The organism is Desulfonatronum zhilinae, from assembly GCF_900182865.1.
In the GTDB taxonomy this organism is placed as follows: domain Bacteria; phylum Desulfobacterota; class Desulfovibrionia; order Desulfovibrionales; family Desulfonatronaceae; genus Desulfonatronum; species Desulfonatronum lacustre.
In genome coordinates, this window is sequence record NZ_FXUJ01000011.1 from 82,596 (window position 1) to 100,460 (window position 17,865).

At 61.3% G+C, this 17,865-nt stretch carries 17 protein-coding genes; 7 read left to right on the forward strand and 10 right to left on the reverse strand.

The features are described 5' to 3' along the window. Nucleotides 1-74: 74 nt before the first annotated feature. The 7 genes from AC559A_RS10405 to AC559A_RS10435 form a co-directional block, all read right to left on the reverse strand. The gene (locus AC559A_RS10405; RefSeq protein WP_498817873.1) at nucleotides 75-563 is read right to left on the reverse strand and encodes a GNAT family N-acetyltransferase; all 489 of its coding nucleotides are present in this window, start codon (nucleotides 561-563) and stop codon (nucleotides 75-77) included. Beyond that, nucleotides 560-829 (reverse strand): type II toxin-antitoxin system TacA family antitoxin, encoded by a 270-nt coding sequence (locus AC559A_RS10410; protein WP_028571983.1) that lies wholly within the window; start codon nucleotides 827-829, stop codon nucleotides 560-562. The genes AC559A_RS10405 and AC559A_RS10410 overlap by 4 nt, the downstream gene beginning before the upstream one ends. Before the next feature lie 326 nt (nucleotides 830-1,155). Beyond that, nucleotides 1,156-1,962, reverse strand: a complete 807-nt coding sequence (proC, locus tag AC559A_RS10415; RefSeq protein ID WP_498817874.1) for a pyrroline-5-carboxylate reductase — start codon at nucleotides 1,960-1,962, stop codon at nucleotides 1,156-1,158. After that, a complete protein-coding gene (ndk, locus tag AC559A_RS10420) occupies nucleotides 1,959-2,378 on the reverse strand; it encodes a nucleoside-diphosphate kinase (protein ID WP_028571985.1) in 420 nt (139 codons plus the stop codon). Before ndk ends, proC begins: the two co-directional genes overlap by 4 nt. 197 nt (nucleotides 2,379-2,575) lie before the next feature. Next, on the reverse strand, nucleotides 2,576-3,370 hold the full coding sequence (locus AC559A_RS10425; protein ID WP_498817909.1) for an ABC transporter ATP-binding protein: 795 nt from the start codon (nucleotides 3,368-3,370) through the stop codon (nucleotides 2,576-2,578). After that, a complete protein-coding gene (locus AC559A_RS10430) occupies nucleotides 3,370-4,254 on the reverse strand; it encodes an ABC transporter permease (RefSeq protein ID WP_028571987.1) in 885 nt (294 codons plus the stop codon). Before AC559A_RS10430 ends, AC559A_RS10425 begins: the two co-directional genes overlap by 1 nt. Before the next feature lie 150 nt (nucleotides 4,255-4,404). Beyond that, complete coding sequence (locus AC559A_RS10435; protein ID WP_498817875.1) at nucleotides 4,405-5,376, reverse strand: ABC transporter substrate-binding protein; 972 nt, start codon at nucleotides 5,374-5,376, stop codon at nucleotides 4,405-4,407. A gap of 209 nt (nucleotides 5,377-5,585) precedes the next feature. Here AC559A_RS10435 and AC559A_RS10440 point away from each other — a divergent pair, with 209 nt between their 5' ends. The 3 genes from AC559A_RS10440 to AC559A_RS10450 all read left to right on the forward strand — a co-directional run bounded on the left by AC559A_RS10440 (nucleotide 5,586) and on the right by AC559A_RS10450 (nucleotide 7,346). Continuing rightward, nucleotides 5,586-6,020: a CBS domain-containing protein gene (locus AC559A_RS10440; RefSeq protein WP_028571990.1), complete on the forward strand. Its 435-nt coding sequence runs from the start codon at nucleotides 5,586-5,588 to the stop codon at nucleotides 6,018-6,020. Between the two features lies 1 nt (nucleotide 6,021). Then, entirely contained in the window at nucleotides 6,022-6,825 is an 804-nt protein-coding gene (panB, locus tag AC559A_RS10445; protein ID WP_498817876.1) for a 3-methyl-2-oxobutanoate hydroxymethyltransferase, read from the forward strand. Between the two features lie 83 nt (nucleotides 6,826-6,908). Further along, entirely contained in the window at nucleotides 6,909-7,346 is a 438-nt protein-coding gene (locus tag AC559A_RS10450; protein WP_498817877.1) for a hypothetical protein, read from the forward strand. Nucleotides 7,347-7,381: 35 nt separating this feature from the next. Here the strand turns inward: AC559A_RS10450 and AC559A_RS10455 are convergent, their stop codons facing one another. The 3 genes from AC559A_RS10455 to AC559A_RS10465 form a co-directional block, all read right to left on the reverse strand. Further along, nucleotides 7,382-8,491 carry an osmoprotectant NAGGN system M42 family peptidase gene (locus AC559A_RS10455; RefSeq protein ID WP_028571992.1) on the reverse strand — a complete coding sequence of 370 codons (1,110 nt, stop codon included), beginning with the start codon at nucleotides 8,489-8,491 and terminating at the stop codon, nucleotides 7,382-7,384. Nucleotides 8,492-8,538: 47 nt separating this feature from the next. Continuing rightward, nucleotides 8,539-10,284 carry an N-acetylglutaminylglutamine synthetase gene (gene ngg, locus AC559A_RS10460; protein WP_498817878.1) on the reverse strand — a complete coding sequence of 582 codons (1,746 nt, stop codon included), beginning with the start codon at nucleotides 10,282-10,284 and terminating at the stop codon, nucleotides 8,539-8,541. 167 nt (nucleotides 10,285-10,451) lie between these two features. Continuing rightward, entirely contained in the window at nucleotides 10,452-12,218 is a 1,767-nt protein-coding gene (locus AC559A_RS10465; protein WP_498817879.1) for an N-acetylglutaminylglutamine amidotransferase, read from the reverse strand. A gap of 373 nt (nucleotides 12,219-12,591) precedes the next feature. On the opposite strand from AC559A_RS10465, the gene ftsY reads away from it, so the two are divergent. From ftsY to AC559A_RS10485, 4 genes are read left to right on the forward strand one after another with little or no spacing between them, the layout of a single operon-like run. Beyond that, entirely contained in the window at nucleotides 12,592-14,439 is a 1,848-nt protein-coding gene (gene ftsY / locus AC559A_RS10470) for a signal recognition particle-docking protein FtsY (protein WP_498817880.1), read from the forward strand. Nucleotides 14,440-14,462: 23 nt separating this feature from the next. Beyond that, on the forward strand, nucleotides 14,463-15,245 hold the full coding sequence (locus AC559A_RS10475) for a glycosyltransferase family 2 protein (protein ID WP_498817881.1): 783 nt from the start codon (nucleotides 14,463-14,465) through the stop codon (nucleotides 15,243-15,245). After that, on the forward strand, nucleotides 15,238-16,041 hold the full coding sequence (locus tag AC559A_RS10480) for a TVP38/TMEM64 family protein (RefSeq protein WP_498817882.1): 804 nt from the start codon (nucleotides 15,238-15,240) through the stop codon (nucleotides 16,039-16,041). The genes AC559A_RS10475 and AC559A_RS10480 overlap by 8 nt, the downstream gene beginning before the upstream one ends. 12 nt (nucleotides 16,042-16,053) lie before the next feature. Further along, complete coding sequence (locus AC559A_RS10485) at nucleotides 16,054-17,781, forward strand: ArnT family glycosyltransferase (protein ID WP_498817883.1); 1,728 nt, start codon at nucleotides 16,054-16,056, stop codon at nucleotides 17,779-17,781. Nucleotides 17,782-17,865 lie beyond the last annotated feature (84 nt).

Here is a 17,865-nt window from a genome sequence, read left to right on the forward strand (position 1 = left end):
TAGACTATATTTTGCTCACAAAAATATGTCCAGTGTTTTTTCCAGATTCGTTGATGGATGCTAAGATTCTTTGATCAAGTCAGGAGTTTTTCCAGGCCCAGCATGAGCGTCATCTCATCCAAGGGCGATTCCAGAAAGCCGTGACGGATGTAAAACAATCGGGCCTCTTGGGAAATGGCATGCACCACAAGCGCCCGTATTCCTGCCTGTCTTGAGACGGCCACGGTACGTAGCAAAGCATCTTTGAGAAGTCCCTGGCCAACCCCCAGCCCCTGCCACTGAAGGTCAACCGCTAATCTCCCCAGCACCATGACAGGCACCGGCTCAGGCATATTCCGGCGTATTTTTGCGGATGCCCTCACTCGTTCAACGCTCCCGACGGCTAAAGCATAATAACCAGCAATTTTTTTCTCCTTTCCGACAATGAATGTCCGGGAAGCGCCGGATGCCTCATTTCGCAAAGCCTGCTTGATCAGCCACGAATTGAGTACAGCCACTCCACAATCAAAATCTTCCAGGCTATAAAGTGGGGAGACTGGGGCGGGAGGAGAAAGCTGGGTCATTCCCACGGTGCTTTTGTTGCAAGGAGTGCTTCAACGGAATCGGAAACGGGAGCCCTCATCAACTCTTCAAATTTCCGATACTCCGCGTCATCCAGAAAAAAAAGACGTCGATCCAAAAGGACATTCTCGGCTTCCCGACATGCCGCCTCAAGCATAAACTCCGATCGACTTTTTCTCAAAATATCCGCAGCTTTATCGATCAAAACCCTTTGTGTCGGCAACGCTCTGATGTTGATGGGAGAACTTCGCGTTTCAAGTTGAGCCATACCCCCTCCTTTGTATACAAATCTGCTATACAAAATCGGCTCTCTTTGTCAACGATCTGCGTGGTCAGAACCGCAAGCGAATGTGGGAAAGGATAAAAAAAGGTATCTACTCAGCACATTTTGTATCCGCCCTTTCTCCGGCAATCGGAGTCGGTGTCGCTATCGGAATCGGAATCGGAACAGGAAAAATTTTGAACGCTTCCCAGCGTTTTCGATCCCGATTCCGATTCCGATACCGACACCGGCAACGGCACTACTCGGTGCTGAGTAGTTACAAAAAAAGGGGACCATCGGGCCCCCTTTGCTGTAAGCTCTCAAAGCTCGACCTACCCCTCCCCCAGCTCCCGACTCCGCTGCTCCGCCTCGTGCACCGCGTCGATGATCGAGCCGCGGACCGCTGTTCTGTCCAGGTGGTTTAACGCGGCGATGGTCGTTCCCGCGGGGGAGGTGACCATGTGCTGCAGGGTGCTCAGACTGAAGCCGGTTTCCTGGGCCAGCTTGACCGAGCCTTCCAACAGCCCGGCGACCATCTCCTCGGCCTGGGGCCGCCCCAGGCCGGCGGAGACCCCGGCCTGGACCAGGGCGTCCATGAAGTGAAACACGTAGGCCGGGCCCGAGCCCACCAGAGCGGTGAAGGCGTGGAAATACCGTTCCGGCAGAACGTGGACCTGACCCAGCAGGCCCAGGAGTTCCATGATCGTTGCTTGCCCGGCTTCGGTCAGCTTCGGGTCTTCGAAGCAAACCGCGCTGACCCCGGAACGGACCATGGCCGGAGTGTTGGGCATGACCCGGACCACGGCGCAACGCTCTTCCGACCAGGCTCGCAGCTGCTCCATCCCGATGCCGGCGGCTATGGATATCAGACATATCTCCGGTCGCAGGGCCGGAAGGGCCTCGGCCAGGACCTTGGACATGATTTGCGGCTTGACCGCCAGAAATACAAAGTCCGCGTCGCGAAGCACATCTTCAATGCTCTGCGCCGCGACGAAGCCGGGCACCCCGGCCAGGTCCTGCGCCTTGCTTTTATCAGGATCAAACCCAAGAATGGACGTATCCGGGCGAGTGGAGAAAGCCTTGATCAAGGCCGCCCCCATGTTCCCGAGCCCGATGCATCCGATGCGCAAGGCACTCATCCCTGCTGCTCCATGGTGTTGAAGAAATACGGGATTTCCTGAGCCGCTGTTTCCGGGGCGTCGGAGCCGTGCACCGTGTTCCGCTCCACGTCCAGGGCCAAATCCTTCCGAATGGTGCCATCGGCGGCATTGGCCGGATTGGTTGCGCCCATCAGGTCCCGCCAGCGGGCAATGGCGTTGTCGCCTTCCAAGACCGCGGCCACGATGGGCCCGGAGGTCATGTAACTCACCAGGCTCTGAAAAAACGGACGCTCCTTGTGCACGGCATAGAAGCCCTCGGCCTGGGCCGTGGTCAGCCGCAGCTTGCGCAAAGCCACGACCCGCAGCCCCGCGGTCTCGATCCGGGTCAACACATTTCCAATCAAATTCCGCTCCACGCCGTCCGGCTTGATCATGCAAAGGGTACGTTCAGACATGGGAAAAACTCCGTTTTTTTTAATGGTTCACGGTTCACGGTTCACGGTTCAGGGTTCAGGGGTTCACGGTTCAGTGGTTAAACCTCTTCTGCACACCAACACCCCGCCTCCTAACTCCTGACTCCAGACTTCCGACCTCTGACTTCCGACTTCTGAATTCTGAATTCTGAATTCTGACTCCTGAATACCCTCCCCTCTCACACCAACAGCATCTTGTCCGAAGCAAAGGCCTCCTGCTTCAGGCTGTAGAATCGGGCCAGCAGGTCGTCCACTTTCAGACGCTTCTTTTCCTCGCCGGTGATGTCCAGGATGATCTCGCCCCGGTGCATCATGATCAGCCGGTTGCCCATGCGCAGGGCCTGGTGCATGTTGTGGGTGACCATCAGGGTGGTCAGCTCCATGCTTTCCACCAGTCGATCGGTCAGTTCCAGAATCTGTTGGCCGGTCTTGGGATCCAGGGCCGCGGTGTGCTCGTCCAGCAACAGGATGTCCGGGCGGACCAGGGTGGCCATGACCATGGTCAGGGCTTGGCGTTGTCCGCCGGAAAGGAGGCCCACGGCGTCCTGGAACCGGTCCTCCAATCCCAGGTCCAGCATGCGCAGTTTTTCCCGGAAGAGATCCCGGTCCAGGCGGCGCACCCCGGCGGACAGTCCCCGGAAGCGTCCCCGGCGCAGGGCCAGGGCCAGGTTCTGTTCGATGCTCATGGAAGCGCAGGTGCCCAGCAGCGGGTCCTGGAAGACCCGGCCGATGAACTTGGCCCGCTTGTACTCCGGCCAGCCGGTGATGTCCCGATCATCCAGGAGGATACTGCCCTGATCCGGGAAAAAGCATCCGGCCAGACAGTTCAACAAGGTGGATTTGCCGGCCCCGTTGGAACCGATGATGCAGATGAAGTCCCCGCGACGAACGTCCAGGGAGACATTTTGCAAAGCCAGGACCTCGTTCACGCTGCCCCGGTGAAAATACTTGATGACATTTTTCAGAGACAGCATCATGAGAAGAACCGCGCCTTGATTTTCGGCGCGGTGAGCGCCAGGACCACCAGCAGCGCGGTGATCAGGTTCAGATCGCTGGGAGTGAAGGAGAAGGCCCCCAGCTTCATGCTCAGGGCCATGGCGATGGCCAGCCGATAGAGAATCGAGCCGAGCAGGGCCGCGATCACGGCGCGCATGATCCCGCCCCGGCCGAAGACCGTCTCGCCCACGATCACCGAGGCCAGCCCGGCCACGATGGTTCCCACGCCCATGTTCACGTCCGCCGCGCCCTGATTCTGGGCGATCAGCGCCCCGCTGAAGGCCACCATGGCGTTGGACAGCCCCACGCCGATGATGATCACGCTATGCGTATTCACGCCCTGGCTGGTGATCATCCGGGGATTGTCGCCCGTGGCCAGCATGGTCTGTCCAAATTCCGTGTGCAGAAACCAGATCAGGAAGATCACGATGGCCGCCCCGATGAACGAGAACAGGACGATGGAGGACAAATACCCGGGCAAGCCCAAGCCCATCAGCGGATCGAGGATCGTATCCCGGCCCAGCAGGGAGACGTTGGGGCCGCTCATCACCCGAATATTTATGGAATACAGGGCGATCATGGTCAAAATGGAAGCCAAGAGATGCAGAATACCCAGCTTGGTATTCAGAAACCCGGTGACCATCCCGGCCAGGAACCCAGCGAACATAGCAAGAAACAGAGAGAGGAACGGGTCGATCCCCGAGGTGATGGCCACGGCGCAGACCGCGGCACCCAGGGGCAGACTCCCGTCCACGGTCAGATCCGGGAAGTTGAGCACCCGAAAAGTCAGGTACACGCCCAGGACCATGATCCCGTAGACCAGCCCCTGCTCCACCGCGCCCAACAGCGCGTACCAGGTCACGGAAGGACTCCGGACTCATTGATCCCGTAAACGACGATCAGCTTGGATATGTTCATGGAGAAGAAAACGTCATGAAGAAAGGTTAAAACCTGGTAATCGCACTCGTGCTCAGCAAGACGACTGAGCACGAGCAGACAAGAGGATTATTGCTTATTCGAGAATCTTCCCGGCCCGGTCCAGGAGAGCCTGGGGAATGGTCACGCCCATGGCCTGGGCCGCGGGGAGATTGATGTGCAGTTCGAGTTCCTGCTGGGTTTCCACCGGGGTGCTCGCCGGATCGGCTCCGCGAAAGATGCGCGCGGCCATGGCTCCAGCTTGGCGGCCGTGCTCGTAATAGTCAAAGCCCAACGCGGCCACGGCGCCCCGAGGCACGGAGTCCACGTCCGCGGCGTACAGGGGCAGCTTGTTGTCTTGGCAGACCTTGGCCAGGGCCTCGAAGGCCGAAACCACCGTGTTGTCCGTGGGCACGTACACGGCCTGAGCCCGGCCCACCAGGCTGCGGGCGGCCTGGAACACGTCGCTGGACCGGGCCACTGTGGCCTCTTCCAGCTTGATCCCGGCCCTGTTCGTCTCGACCTTGAGCAAATCCACCAGGGCGCGGGAATTGGCTTCACCTGAGTTGTAGATCACGCCCAGGGAGGTCATTTCCGGATGGAACTCCCGGATCAGGGCCAGGTGCTGGTCCATGGGGGTCAGGTCCGAGGTGCCGGTGATGTTCTCGCCGGGATTTTGCAGATCCTTGACCAGCCCGGCGCCCAGCGGATCGGTCACCGCGCTGAACAGGATGGGAGTCTTCTGCATCGAGGGGTTCTTTTTCACGGTCTGAGCCATGGCCTGGGCCGAAGGCGTGGCAATGGCCAGCACCAGGTCCGGACGCTCGCCCACGATCTGCTGGGCGATCAGATTGGCCGTGGCCATGTTGGCCTGGGCGTTGTGCACCCGGTAGTCGACCTGAAACCCTTCCTCACGCAGTTGGTCCTGAAAACCGCGCAGCACGGAATCCAGAGCCGGATGCTCCACGAACTGGTTGACGGAGACGACTTTCGCCTGCTCCGCGCCGGCCGAAACGGACACTCCGAACAACAAAACAAGACATGCCGACAAGACGAAACGGTTCATCATAAGACCTCTCCTCGCATGAGCGTCAAGTAAAAAGGAAAAGTGATCGAAAAACATTGATGGGTATCCGATATCCCGGCAAAGGACAAGAAATACTTGTCATGCCATAATCCTTTCATATTCTCCAAATCGCCGCCGGTCCGGTCATCCTTGACAGACCGGTCATGAACAGTGAAAGAATACGTGTATTCTGATCAACAAGGAGAACCATCATGCTCAAAGTCAACGATCTGATGACCAAAAAGGTCTTTTCCCTTCAGGAGCACGACAACGTGCAGACCGCCCGCTCGATCATGAACCTGGGCCGTATCCGACACATCCCCATCGTGGACAGGGAGGAACGCTTCGTCGGTCTGCTGACCCACCGGGACCTGCTGGCCGTGACCATTTCCAAGCTGGCCGACATCGAGGACGAGGTCCAGAACGAAATCGACGCCTCCATTCCCATCCATGAAATCATGCGCCGGGACGTGACCACCATTTCCCCTGGCGTGGACCTGCGCGAAGCCGCGGAACTCCTGCTCCAGCACAAGTACGGCTGCCTGCCGGTGGTGGATAAAGAAAAGCTCGTGGGCATCTTGACGGAAGCGGACTTTCTTAAGCTGACCATCAGCCTGATGGATGCCCTGGACAAGATGGAGGCATGAAGTGGGTAAAACGACCACGGCCACGCTCCTGGAGATGAAGCGCCAGGGCGAAAAGATTACCGTCTTGACGGCCTATGACTGGGCCACGGCCAAGCTGTTGGACGAAGCCGGGGTGGACGTCCTATTGGTGGGCGACTCCCTGGGCATGGTCATGCTCGGCCTTGAGAACACCCTGTCCGTGACCATGGAGGACATGCTCCACCACTGCCGGGCCGTGGCTCGGGGGGCGCAACGGGCCATGTTGGTGGGCGACATGCCCTTCATGAGCTACCAGGTTTCGCCGGAGCAGGCCCTGGTCAACGCCGGACGTTTTTTACAAGAAGCCGGGATGCATGCGGTCAAGGTAGAGGGTGGACGGGAAATCCTGCCCGCCGTGCGCAAGATGACCCAGAACGGCATCCCCGTCCTGGGCCACGTCGGCCTGACGCCCCAACACGTTCACCAACTCGGCGGATTCAAGGTCCAGGGCCGGACCGACGCCGCGGCCCAGCGCATCCAGGAAGACGCCGTTGCCCTGGAGGAAGCCGGGGCCTTCGGCCTGGTCCTGGAATGCGTCCCAGCCCCCCTGGCCCGGACCATCTCCGACCAAATGACCATCCCGACCATCGGCATCGGCGCCGGACCGGACTGCGACGGCCAGGTCCTGGTCTTCCACGACGTAGTCGGCCTCTACGACCGCTTCACCCCGAAATTCGTGAAGAAATACGCTCAAGTCGGCACCCTGATGCGCGACGCGGTGCGAGAGTACGTTCAAGAGGTCAAGGCCGGGACGTTTCCGGGAGAGGAGCATGTTTTCAAGAGGTAAAGACAACATTTCAAATTTAAACTATGAATTCAAGGCAAAACAAAACACTTGCCGCAATTTTCACCGACCCCGTCAAAGGAAATATGGCTTGGAAGGAAATCGAGGCCTTTCTGATAGCCCTGAACTCCAAGGTGATAGAGGGGAGCGGGTCACGAGCCACCTTCATATTGAACGGCCAGCGGGTTGACATCCATCGCCCCCATCCTGGAAAAGAAGCCCTCCGCTACAGCGGTGAAGGACGTCCGCGAATTTTTAAAGAGAGCCGGAGTCTTCCCATGAAAATGATGCGTTATAAAAACTTTTCGGCGACAGTCGAATATGATCCACTGGATAACATCTACGTCGGCCATCTCACCGACATTCAAGATATTGTTGGCTTTCATGGGGAGAACATCCAAGAGCTTGAGACGTCATTTCATGAGGCCGTCGAGCATTATATTGAAGTATCCCATCAAATCGACCAGGCTGGCCAGTCGCGGCACACGCCTTGCCGGACAGAAGCCGGATTGTTGACGTACTAAATTCAACGGATTCACCCCATTTCTCTCACGCCTGACTACTCCGGCTGCACCGGAAACCCGTTCAGCGGTCCCAGGCTGAAGCGGTCCCGAGGGACCACCGGTTCGGAGAGCATGTAGGCGGCGATCAGTTCGGCGGTGGCCTGAAGGGAGTCGAAGTGGGTCCGTTCGTAGCCGTGGGTGCCGTCCACGCCGAAGCAGACCAGGGCCGTGCGCAGGTCGTTGCCCGCTTCCACGGCCGAGGCCGAATCGCTGCGGTAGTAGCGAAACACGTCCCGGCGGTGGAGAATCTGGTGCTTGCGACACAATTCCAAAAGGCGATGGGTCAAGTGGTAGTCGAAGGGCCCGCTGGAATCCATCAGGGCCACGCTGACCCCGCGTTCGCAGAGATTGTGCCCACCGTGCAGCGGGGCCGTGTCGATGCTGACCATCTCGGCCACGTCGCCGTGCAGGGCCACGGAAGCTCCGGTCCCCACCTCCTCGGCAATGGTGAACAACAGGTGACAGTCAAGGGGCGGCTGAATGTCGTTCTCCAACAAGGCCTTGGCCACGGCGAACAGAATCGCCACTCCGGCCTTGTTGTCCAGGTGCCGGGAATTCACGTATCCGCTGGGACGCACCTCGCAGAGCGGGTCCACGGCCACCCAGTCGCCGATATGGATGCCCAGCCCGACCAATTCGTCCACGCTGAGCGACGGCTCGTCCACGCGCACTTCCACGTTGTCCCAGTTCACGGGCTGGGTGTCGATCTCGTTCCCGTAGACATGACCGGACGCCTTCAACGGCAGGATGGTTCCCCGCAGGGAACCGGCGTCCGTGAAAATGGTCACCCGCGCCCCCTCGGCGAACCGGCTGGACCACGTCCCGATGGGCGCGACGCCGAGCCGGCCATTGGGCTTGAGTTCCCGGACCATGGCCCCGATGGTGTCCAGGTGGGCCACCAGGGCCCTGTCCGGATTGCTGGCCCGGCCTTTGAGGTCCGCCCGGATGGCCCCGCGTCGGGTCAACTCAAAGGGAATGCCCAGCCTGGTCAGTTCCTCACCGGCAAAATGAACGATCCGGTCCGTGTATCCGGTGGGGCTGGGGATTTCCAAAAGTTCCAGAAGCATTCGTTTCAGATATGCCATGTCGATGGCCACGTTGGTCATTCAGTTCTCCGTATTTGTACAGTTTTTTTCGACCCAATCGGAATGGATCAGCCTCGAATCGCGGTCTGGGGAAAGAGCAGGTCCACGAACCGCTCCGCCGTGGGTTGCGGTTCGTGGTTGGCCAGGCCCGGACGCTCGTTGGCCTCGATGATCACGTACTCCGACCCGCCCACGTCCGGGACGAGAAAATCGAACCCGACCACCGGAATGTTCAGCACCCGGGCGGCCTGTTCCGCGGCCCGGACCAACTCGGGATGGACCTGGTCCGTGACGTCGTGAATCGTCCCCCCGGTGTGCAGGTTGGCGGTCTTGCGTACCACCAGCGTTTCACCGGCAGGCGGGACGTCGCTCATCTTCCAGCCGCTTTGGGCCATGCAGCGTTCGGTTTCCTGGTCCAGGGGAATTCGGCTCTCCCCGCCCGTGGCCGCGGCCCGACGGCGGCTTTGCTTTTCGATCAGTTCCCGCACCGTGTGCTCCCCCGTGCCCACCACCTGGGCCGGCCGCCGCACCGCAGCGGCCACGAAGGCGAAGTCAATAACGATCATCCGTAAATCCTGCCCTTCAACAAAGGACTCCAGCACGACCCGGTCGTTGACCGCACGCGCCTTTCGAACAGCCGTGATCAGTTCTTCGTCGTCGCGGACGTCCACGCTGATTCCCCGGCCCTGTTCGCCCCGGGTCGGCTTGACCACCAGGCGCTGGTGGCGTTCCAAAAACGCCAGATTCTCGGCCTCTTCCCCTGCCGCCACCTGTTCCGGCGTCCGCAGCCCGGCCCGATGCAGCAGACGCAAAGTCAGGCTTTTGTCGTCGCAGCGGCAAAACGCCATGGCGCTGGTCAACTCGCTCAGGGACTCCCAGCAGGCAATGCTCCGCCCGCCGAAGGAAAGCTGAAAGTGCCCGCTGGTCTCGTCCAGGACCTCCACGGCGATCCCCCGCCGCCGGGCCTCCTTGATGATGATCATGGCGTATGGATTCAGCCTGGTCTGCGGTTCCTCGCCCACGAAGAGCGGCTCGTTGATGGCGTTCTTGTGCTTGACGCTGAAGACCGGGACCCGGGAGAAGCCCAGCTTTTCATACAAGGCGATGGCCTGGGTATTGTCGTGCATCACGGACAGGTCCAGGTAGGACCGCCCCCGAGCCTGGAAATACTCCACCACATAGCGCACCAGGGCCTCGCCCACCCCGGGCAGCCGACATTGCGGCTCCACGGCAAGGCACCACAAGCTGGTCCCGTTTTCCGGGTCATTGAAGGCCCGTTTATGGTCGATGGCCGTGACCGTGCCCACAATCTGCTGGGTGGCCATATCCTCGGCCACCAGCGGGACCATGGACCGGGAATGACGGTGGTTCCAAAGAAAGTCCTCCCTGGAAACCACCATGCCCCTGCCGGCGTAAATAGTGTTGATCCGGCGACAGTCTTCCCTGGTCTGCACCCGACGAATCACGATCCGCTTGTTCATGACCGGGTCCGGCTGATAGCGGTCCAGCCAGAGCCTGAAGGTATGGGACGGGTCCATGAACAGTTCCTGGGGCGCCATGGCCAGCACGACGTGCGGATCGCGCAGATAAATGGCGATGTCCCGCCGCCCCGGAGATTCGTCGCAAATGGTGCGAACCAGCTTGCGCTGGTCCGAGAACGTATGGGCAAAGATCAACCGGCCCCATCCGCACTCCAGGATCACGTCCGCGGGCAGTTTGAGGTTGGGCAGCATGTCCGCCCGTTTCCAGTAGCGCAGCGACGGCAGATTGTCGCGGTCGAAGCGATGCTCGCCGCGGTGTTTCGTCTGACCCATGTCACGCCCCTCCTCGCTGTTCGTTGAAAAATCCCCAATTGCAGCGTCGCGACAGAAAGCTCAAACTCTCACGTATGAACAAATACGCTTCGAGTTTGAGCTTTCTTTGCTCCTTGCACTTGAGGTTTTTGAACGAACAGCAAAATAAGTATCTTACAGAAATCAACTTAAAGCCCATGTTCCTGCATCCACAATTCCAGCACGGCCACCTGCCAGAGCTTGGAGCCGCCCAACGGCGTGATGTGTTCTTCCGGAGCGCGCAGCAACTCGTCCAGATAATCCCGGCGGATGAGCCCCCGCTGGCGAGCCGCGGGCTGGTCCAGCACCTCGGTTACGAAGTCCAAAAACGGACCGCGCAGATACTTCAACGCCGGGACCGGAAAGTAGCCCTTGGGCCGGTCGATCACCTCATGCGGGATTACGGACCGGGCAGCCTCCTTGAGGATGTACTTGCCGCCGTCGCGGACCTTCAGTTCCGCGGGAATCCGGGCGGCCAGCTCCACCAGCTCATGGTCCAGAAACGGCACACGGGCTTCCAGGCCCCAGGCCATGGTCATATTGTCCACCCGCTTCACCGGGTCGTCCACGAGCATGGTCAGGGCGTCCATGCGCAGGGCCTTGTCAATGGCCCTGTTCGCCCCCGGCGCGGCGAACCCGGCGCGAATGAAGTTCAGGCTATGGTCCTCACCGCCCCAGCGCGCCTCCACCAGCCGGGCATAGTCCGCATGATCCCGATCGCGAAACAAGCGGGCGTAGTCGGCCACCGCGTCGCGGCTGTCCATCATCGGCGGATACCAGTGATACCCGGCAAAGACCTCGTCCGCACCCTGGCCGCTCTGGACCACGGTGACATGCTTGGCCACCTCCCGGGACAACAGGTAGAAGCCGATGTTGTCGTGGCTGACCATGGGCTCGGACATGGCCCGCGCGCAGTCCCGCAGATTGCCCAGGGCCTCGGCCGAGGAGATGGAAATCTTGTGATGCACGGTGCCGAAGCGTTTGGCCACGATGTCCGAATACCGGAATTCATCTCCGGCTTCGTCGCCCACGGCTTCAAAGCCGATGGAAAAGGTATTCAAATCCCGCGCACCGGCCTCGGCCAGCAGCCCCACCACCAGGCTGGAATCCAGGCCGCCGGAGAGCAACACGCCCACGGGCACGTCCGCCACCATCCGCCGATCCACCGCGGTACGCAGCGCGGCCAAAACCTCATCCCGCCACTCGCCTTCGCTCTTGTCCGGCTCCAGGCAATTGAAATCCGGATTCCAGTACTCCCATTGCCGGCGCGTCCCGTCTGTTTCCAGCCGCAGCAGCGTGGCCGGAGGCAGTTTGCGCACGCCTTGCAACAGAGTGTGCGGGGCCGGGACCACGGCATGAAAAGAGAAATAGTGATTCAGGGCTACGGGATCCAGTTCCTTGTCGATCCTGCCCGTGGCCAGCAGCGCGGGCAGGCTGGAAGCGAACAACAGCCCACCCGGAACCTCGGCCAGATACAACGGCTTGATCCCCAGTCGGTCCCGGCCCAGCAGAACCGTTCCGAAATTCCGCTCCCAGACCGCGAAGGCGAACATGCCCATGAACCGTTGGACGCACTCATCGCCCCAGGCATGGTAGGCCTTGAGCAACACCTCCGTGTCTCCGGAGGAAAAAAAGCGGTAGCCCTTGCCTTCCAGCTCTCGGCGGAGTTCCTTGTAGTTGTAGATGATCCCGTTGAACACGCAGGCCAACCCCAGTTCCGGGTCGATCATGGGCTGATGGGATGCGTCGCTCAGATCAATGATCTTCAGTCGCCGGTGCCCCAGGGACACCCCTTTCTGCACGAATATGCCGCACCCGTCCGGACCGCGACCGGACATCACGTCGGCCATGGCCTGAACGTTCACCGCCGTGGCCTGGCTTCCATCAAACCGCAATTCTCCGCAAATACCGCACATATCGAATCAACTCTCCTTCAGAATGCTTCACGCTCGCCCCTCCCCCAAAATGCGTCCCAGGCGTGGCTGTTGCCGGGAGCCGGCTTCCGATCTCCGCTGGAAACGGGCCGAAAAGCGGCGAGCACCATGAATCAAAGTGGCAAAACTACCATGAAGCATACGGAATCATCCAGGCGAGGTCAAAAATGGACAACATCCTCACGTTTTCTCGCCTGGGCCAGGTCTTTTGCTGAGGAGACAATGCGTCAAAATGAAGCACCCGATTCCCCAGGGCATTGCCTTGACCGCCAAGCCTGGATAAGAAACCCCTTGGCCGTGAATGACGGGCCGAATCTTCTTTTTTACGATCTCAAACCAGCCAGGAACAGAACATATGGGTTTTTTCTCCAAGGTAAAAAAATGGTGGTCCACCGAAGAAGCGACCAAAACTGAAGAATCGATCGAACAGCCGGAACCGAAGTCTTCCCAGGAATCATCGGAGGCATCGGATTCAGCGGAGATAGTCGATCAAGCCGTACCGGCGGACCAGGAGCCAACAACGCCCGCGCCGGAACCGGAGCCGGTCGAGCCTTCCCCGGAACCTGTCGCGGAACACACCCCCGAAGACGCTTCCGAACTGGAATCAAGGTCGGAAGAGGAAGCGAAACGACCGACGGGTCCGGAGAGCATTCAGCCTCCCCTGGAAACCGCCACGCAGGTTGTTCCGGATTCTCACCCCGAGCCTCGCCTGAAGACCGGACCTGAACCTGTTGCCGAACCTGCTTCTGGAGCTGCTCCCGAAGCGACTTCTGGGCCTGTTCCCGAATCCGTTTCCGAACCTTCTCCGGAACCAGCCTTTGAAAGCCAGGAGCAACCCGCTTCCAAGGCCCGCCCGGGCCTGCTTTCCCGCCTCTTTTCCCGTCAGCCCGCCAAGCCGACGCCGTCTCCGGAACCGGAGCCGACCTCGAAACCGGAACAACTCGTCGAGACCGCCCCAGCCAAACCTTCCGAGCCCGGACGGGCAACCGAAGCGACAGCCAAAGCCCCTGAGTGGCAAACCCAGGTCATGCAGGCCCTGCGCGGGGCCGAGCCGAAGCTCAGCGTCTGGTTGGAGCACACCCTTTCCGGGGTGGAGACCATGGGCGACGAGTTGTGGGAACGGCTGCGCTTCCTGTTCCGGGCCCTGGAGGCCCCGGAGGACGAGGCCGAACTGTTCATCACCAAATTCCGGGACTGGCTGGAGGACATGGGCTACGAGCAGGTAGCCGAATTTCGGTCCGAGTTGCAGTACCGACTGGCCCTGGCCCTGGAACTGGAAGACGAGGAGGACGAGCGGGACCGCCTCTTTCTGAAGCTCTCCGAAGGCCTGAATAAGACACGGGAGCAGCTCACCAAGCGCATCGACGCCCTGCTCTCGGCCCATCGCAAGTTCGACGATCCGTTCTGGGAAGAGCTGGAGGAAGTGCTGATCATGGCCGACGTGGGGCACCGCTCCGCGGTCATGCTCCTGGACCGGCTCAAGGCCCGAGTGCGCAAGGAAGACATCAGCGAGCCCGAGGCGTTCCGGGAAATGCTGCGTCAGGAACTGGCCGCCATCTTCCCCCAACCCAAGGTCGTCGATCTGCCCCAGGGTCCGGAGGTCGTGCTGGTGGTGGGCGTAAACGGCGTGGGCAAGACCACGACCATCGCCAAGCTGGCCCACCGCGCCCAGATGCAGGGCCGCAAGGTGCTCGTGGCCGCCGGGGACACCTTCCGGGCCGCGGCCATGGAGCAGCTCGCCATCTGGGCCAAGCGCACCGGCGCGGACTTCTTCAGCAAGGGTGAAGGCGCGGACCCGGCCGCCGTGGCCTACGAAGCCGTGGACGCGGCCCTGCAAGGCGGCCACGACGTAGTCTTTCTGGACACCGCGGGCCGGCTGCACACCAAGGTCGACCTGATGGACGAACTGCGCAAGATCAAGCGCGTCCTGGCCAAGAAGCTTCCCGGCGCACCTCATCGCAGCCTGCTGGTGGTGGACGCCACCACCGGACAGAACGCCCTTTCCCAGACCAAGTTGTTCCACGAGGCGGTCAGCGTGGACGAAATCATCCTGACCAAGCTGGACGGCACGTCCAAAGGCGGCATCGTGGTGGCCATCGCCCTGGAGTTCGGCATGCCCATCAGTTTCGTTGGCCTGGGCGAGAAGATGGAAGACCTCCGACCGTTCAGCGGCGAGGACTTCGCCAAGGCCCTTGTGAACTGAACCCGTTGCCGCGCTTTCGCCCCATGCCCTCCACACCCTCCACGCCATCCGACCTTGGGCCGCCGGCCGTTTCCTGCATTCTGCCGGTCTACAATGAAGAGGGATGTCTGCGTCCGCTTCTCGACGAGTTGACGTCGGTGCTGAACGAACTGGGACGGCCCTCTGAGATCATCTGCGTGGACGATTACAGCCGGGACGGCAGCCTGGACCTGCTGACGAGACTGCACGCCGACCACGACCGGCTTCGACTCGTCCGGCATACCCGCAACCTGGGCCAAAGCGCGGCCTTTGCCACCGGATTCCAGGTCGCCCGGGGCCGGATTCTGGTCACCATGGACGCGGACATGCAGCACGACCCGGCGGACATTCCCCGCCTGTTGCGCGCCCTGACCCCGGAAACGGACATGGTTTGCGGCATCCGGGCCAACCGTCGGGACAATTGGATCAAGCGCGTCTCCTCACGGCTGGCCAACCGATTCCGGGACATGGTCTCCGGAGACCGGATCGCGGACGCCGGTTGCACTTTCCGCGCCCTGCGCCGGACTGCCCTGCCGGAACTTCTGGTGTTCAACGGCATGCACCGCTTTCTGCCCACCCTGCTGCGCTGCCGGGGGCTGACCGTGATCGAGCTGCCCATCAACCACCGTCCCCGGATCAGCGGCGTTTCCAAGTACGGGATCGGCAACCGCCTTTGGCGCGGGCTGCTGGACTGCGTCGCCGTGCGCTGGTACGCTCGACGGGCCATCCCGGCACGGCGCTGGGAGCACGTTCCCAACCTAGCCTTGCGGCGCCCGCCCCATGAATGACTCAATGACTCATCACCGCACCGCAGCCGCCCCCACGACCCTCACGAACCAGACCTGCTCCCCTGACCCCTCGGGATCTCCCGAGCCTTCCCACTCAGGAGCCGACACGGAAACGGGACACGGATTCTGGACCCGTCCTCGCCTGGTGGGCCTTGTCCTGATCGGCATCGTCCTGCTGGGGCTGGTCCTGATGAACGTCACGCCGCTGCGCTCCCTGTTGGACAGGACCGAACTCCTCGGGGCTTGGTTCCTGCAGCGCGGCTTTTTCGGAATGGGACTGTACATTGCCGGAGTGACCCTCCTGGTTTGCCTTGGCGTTCCCCGACTGCTGCTCTGCTCCATCGGCGGCATGGCCTTCGGTTTTTGGCAAGGCTTGGTGTTGACCCAGGTCGGGACGGTGCTGGGCTTTTACGCCGTCTTCAATCTGGTCCGCCACGCGGGATGGAGCTTTTCCTTTCTCCGCCACCGGCCCAACCTGAACGCCGTTCAAAAACGCATCGGCAAGGGCGGGGTGATGTCGGTGTTCGGGATGCGGATGATGCCGCTATCCGGCTTCTACTCCACGATCATGATGGGCATGTTGCCCCTTGGACATGGTCACTTTTTGCTGGGCACGTTTCTGGGCACCTTTCCCCAGGCCATTCCGGCGACCCTGATCGGGGCCGGGGCCACCCAGGAGACCCTCCAGACCAGCATTGCCTTCATCGTCGCCGCGGTGATCGCCTTTGTGATCATCTGGTTCGGCATCGACGCCTATCGCCGAAAAATGCACGCCAACCCGTCACTGACCCCGTAACCCACCATCCATATGACAAAATATCTCGACGGCCCCTTTGCCGCCACGTTCGGATACCTGATCCTGATCTGCTTCTGCCTGGTGCTGTTTCTTCCGGGCATGACCACCCTTCCCCCCTTTGACCGGGACGAGGCTCGTTTTGCCCAGGCTTCCCGGCAGATGTTGGAAGATGGGGACTACATCCGGATCAAGTTCCAGGACCAGGATCGCCACAAAAAACCCGTGGGCATCTACTGGCTCCAGGCCGCCTCTGCCCGGCTGACCAATCCCGAGGCTCTCTGGCCCTACCGCCTGCCGTCCGTGCTGGGGGCCGTGCTGGCCGTGCTGCTGACCTTTTCCCTGGCCAGACGAGCAATGGACGTCCGCTTCGCTCTGGCCGCCGCGGCTCTGCTGGCCTGCACCCTCCTGCTGGTCACCGAGGCCCATCTGGCCAAGACCGACGCCATGCTCCTGGCCTCCATCACGGCCATGCAGGCGGCCCTGGCCCGCTGCTACATCCGCCCGGCGGACCGGCAGCCGGAGCCATGGCTCTGGCTGTTGTTCTGGGGCGGCATGGGCGGGTCCATCCTGCTCAAGGGGCCGGTGGGACCGATGATCTCCGGGCTGACCTTGCTCACTCTGTTCATCGCCGACCGCCGCGCCCCGGAAACCCTCAATCACGGGCGCTTTGCCTGGCTGCGCGGGCTGCGGCCCAAGGCCGGCCTGCTCCTGACCACGGTCATGGTTCTGCCCTGGCTCATCGCCGTCAGTCTGGCCACGGACGGCTCCTTCGTCTCCGACGCGGTCACCGGCGATCTGCTGCCCAAACTGATCTCCGGCCACGAATCCCACGGCGCTCCTCCGGGGATGTACCTGCTTTTGTTCACCCTGACCTTCTGGCCGGGATCGCTGCTGGCCTGGCCGGCCCTGGTCCAGACCTGGTCCTTGCGGAAAACGGACCGTCTGGTCCGTTTTCTCTGGGCCTGGATCGTCCCGTCCTGGATCGTTTTTGAGCTGGTGCCCACCAAACTGCCCCATTACGTCCTGCCCATGTACCCGGCCATCGCCCTGCTCATCGGCGTCTGGCTGGCCACGCTTTCTCACCGGGTGGCCCATCCCGGCGTCTCATCCACGACGGCAGGCTCTCCGAGCCGATTCGCGCCCTGGATTCCCAAGATCGGGGCCGGGCTGTGGCTGGCCATCGGGGTCGTGCTGGGCATCGGCTTGATCGTGGCCCCGATTTACCTGGACAAGGCCTTCTCCTGGTGGGGCGTTCTCGCGGCCCTGATCGTGCTGGCCATGACCGCCCTGGCCTGGCGCACCTATCGCGAGGGACACATGGTCCGGGTTTGCGGGATTCTCCTGCTGGGCGCGGTCCTGGTGTTTCCGGTCATTCTGGGCAAGGGCCTGCCCGAGCTGCGTGGATTCTGGGTCAGCCGGGCCGTGCTGCAAACCGTGGACTCCCTGCGCCAGGAGCATCCGGACCTGAGCGGCCTCATCGCCTCGACGGGCTTTCAGGAACCCAGCATGGCCTTTCTCCTGGGCACCCCAACCCGGCTGGTCAACCACCTGGAAGCCGCCAACCATCTCCTGGAGCATCCCGACGGCCTGGCGCTGGTCGAATCCCGCCAGGAGCAGCGCTTTCACGAAGCCGTGGGAAATCTCGGACTGGACGTGGAACGACTGGCCATTATTCGCGGTTTCAACTATTCCAAGGGGCAGTGGGTGACCATCAGCTTTTACGCCATCGTCCGTCAGTAACCATCAGCACCGCAAAGATGGATTGATTTTTTTCAGGGTCGGAGTCGAAATCGGAATCGGGATCGGGATCGGGATCGAAAATGC

Excerpts from the sequence above, each read along its gene's own strand:
- AC559A_RS10425 (WP_498817909.1), bottom strand. The coding sequence starts at position 3,370 with ATGCTGTCTCTGAAAAATGTCATCAAGTATTTTCACCGGGGCAGCGTG.
- AC559A_RS10475 (WP_498817881.1), top strand. The coding sequence starts at position 14,463 with ATGCCCTCCACACCCTCCACGCCATCCGACCTTGGGCCGCCGGCCGTT.
- AC559A_RS10435 (WP_498817875.1), bottom strand. The coding sequence starts at position 5,376 with ATGATGAACCGTTTCGTCTTGTCGGCATGTCTTGTTTTGTTGTTCGGA.
- AC559A_RS10480 (WP_498817882.1), top strand. The coding sequence starts at position 15,238 with ATGAATGACTCAATGACTCATCACCGCACCGCAGCCGCCCCCACGACC.
- proC (WP_498817874.1), bottom strand. The coding sequence starts at position 1,962 with ATGAGTGCCTTGCGCATCGGATGCATCGGGCTCGGGAACATGGGGGCG.
- AC559A_RS10405 (WP_498817873.1), bottom strand. The coding sequence starts at position 563 with ATGACCCAGCTTTCTCCTCCCGCCCCAGTCTCCCCACTTTATAGCCTG.
- AC559A_RS10450 (WP_498817877.1), top strand. The coding sequence starts at position 6,909 with ATGGCTTGGAAGGAAATCGAGGCCTTTCTGATAGCCCTGAACTCCAAG.
- ndk (WP_028571985.1), bottom strand. The coding sequence starts at position 2,378 with ATGTCTGAACGTACCCTTTGCATGATCAAGCCGGACGGCGTGGAGCGG.
- AC559A_RS10485 (WP_498817883.1), top strand. The coding sequence starts at position 16,054 with ATGACAAAATATCTCGACGGCCCCTTTGCCGCCACGTTCGGATACCTG.
- ngg (WP_498817878.1), bottom strand. The coding sequence starts at position 10,284 with ATGGGTCAGACGAAACACCGCGGCGAGCATCGCTTCGACCGCGACAAT.
- AC559A_RS10455 (WP_028571992.1), bottom strand. The coding sequence starts at position 8,491 with ATGACCAACGTGGCCATCGACATGGCATATCTGAAACGAATGCTTCTG.
- AC559A_RS10465 (WP_498817879.1), bottom strand. The coding sequence starts at position 12,218 with ATGTGCGGTATTTGCGGAGAATTGCGGTTTGATGGAAGCCAGGCCACG.
- ftsY (WP_498817880.1), top strand. The coding sequence starts at position 12,592 with ATGGGTTTTTTCTCCAAGGTAAAAAAATGGTGGTCCACCGAAGAAGCG.
- AC559A_RS10440 (WP_028571990.1), top strand. The coding sequence starts at position 5,586 with ATGCTCAAAGTCAACGATCTGATGACCAAAAAGGTCTTTTCCCTTCAG.
- AC559A_RS10410 (WP_028571983.1), bottom strand. The coding sequence starts at position 829 with ATGGCTCAACTTGAAACGCGAAGTTCTCCCATCAACATCAGAGCGTTG.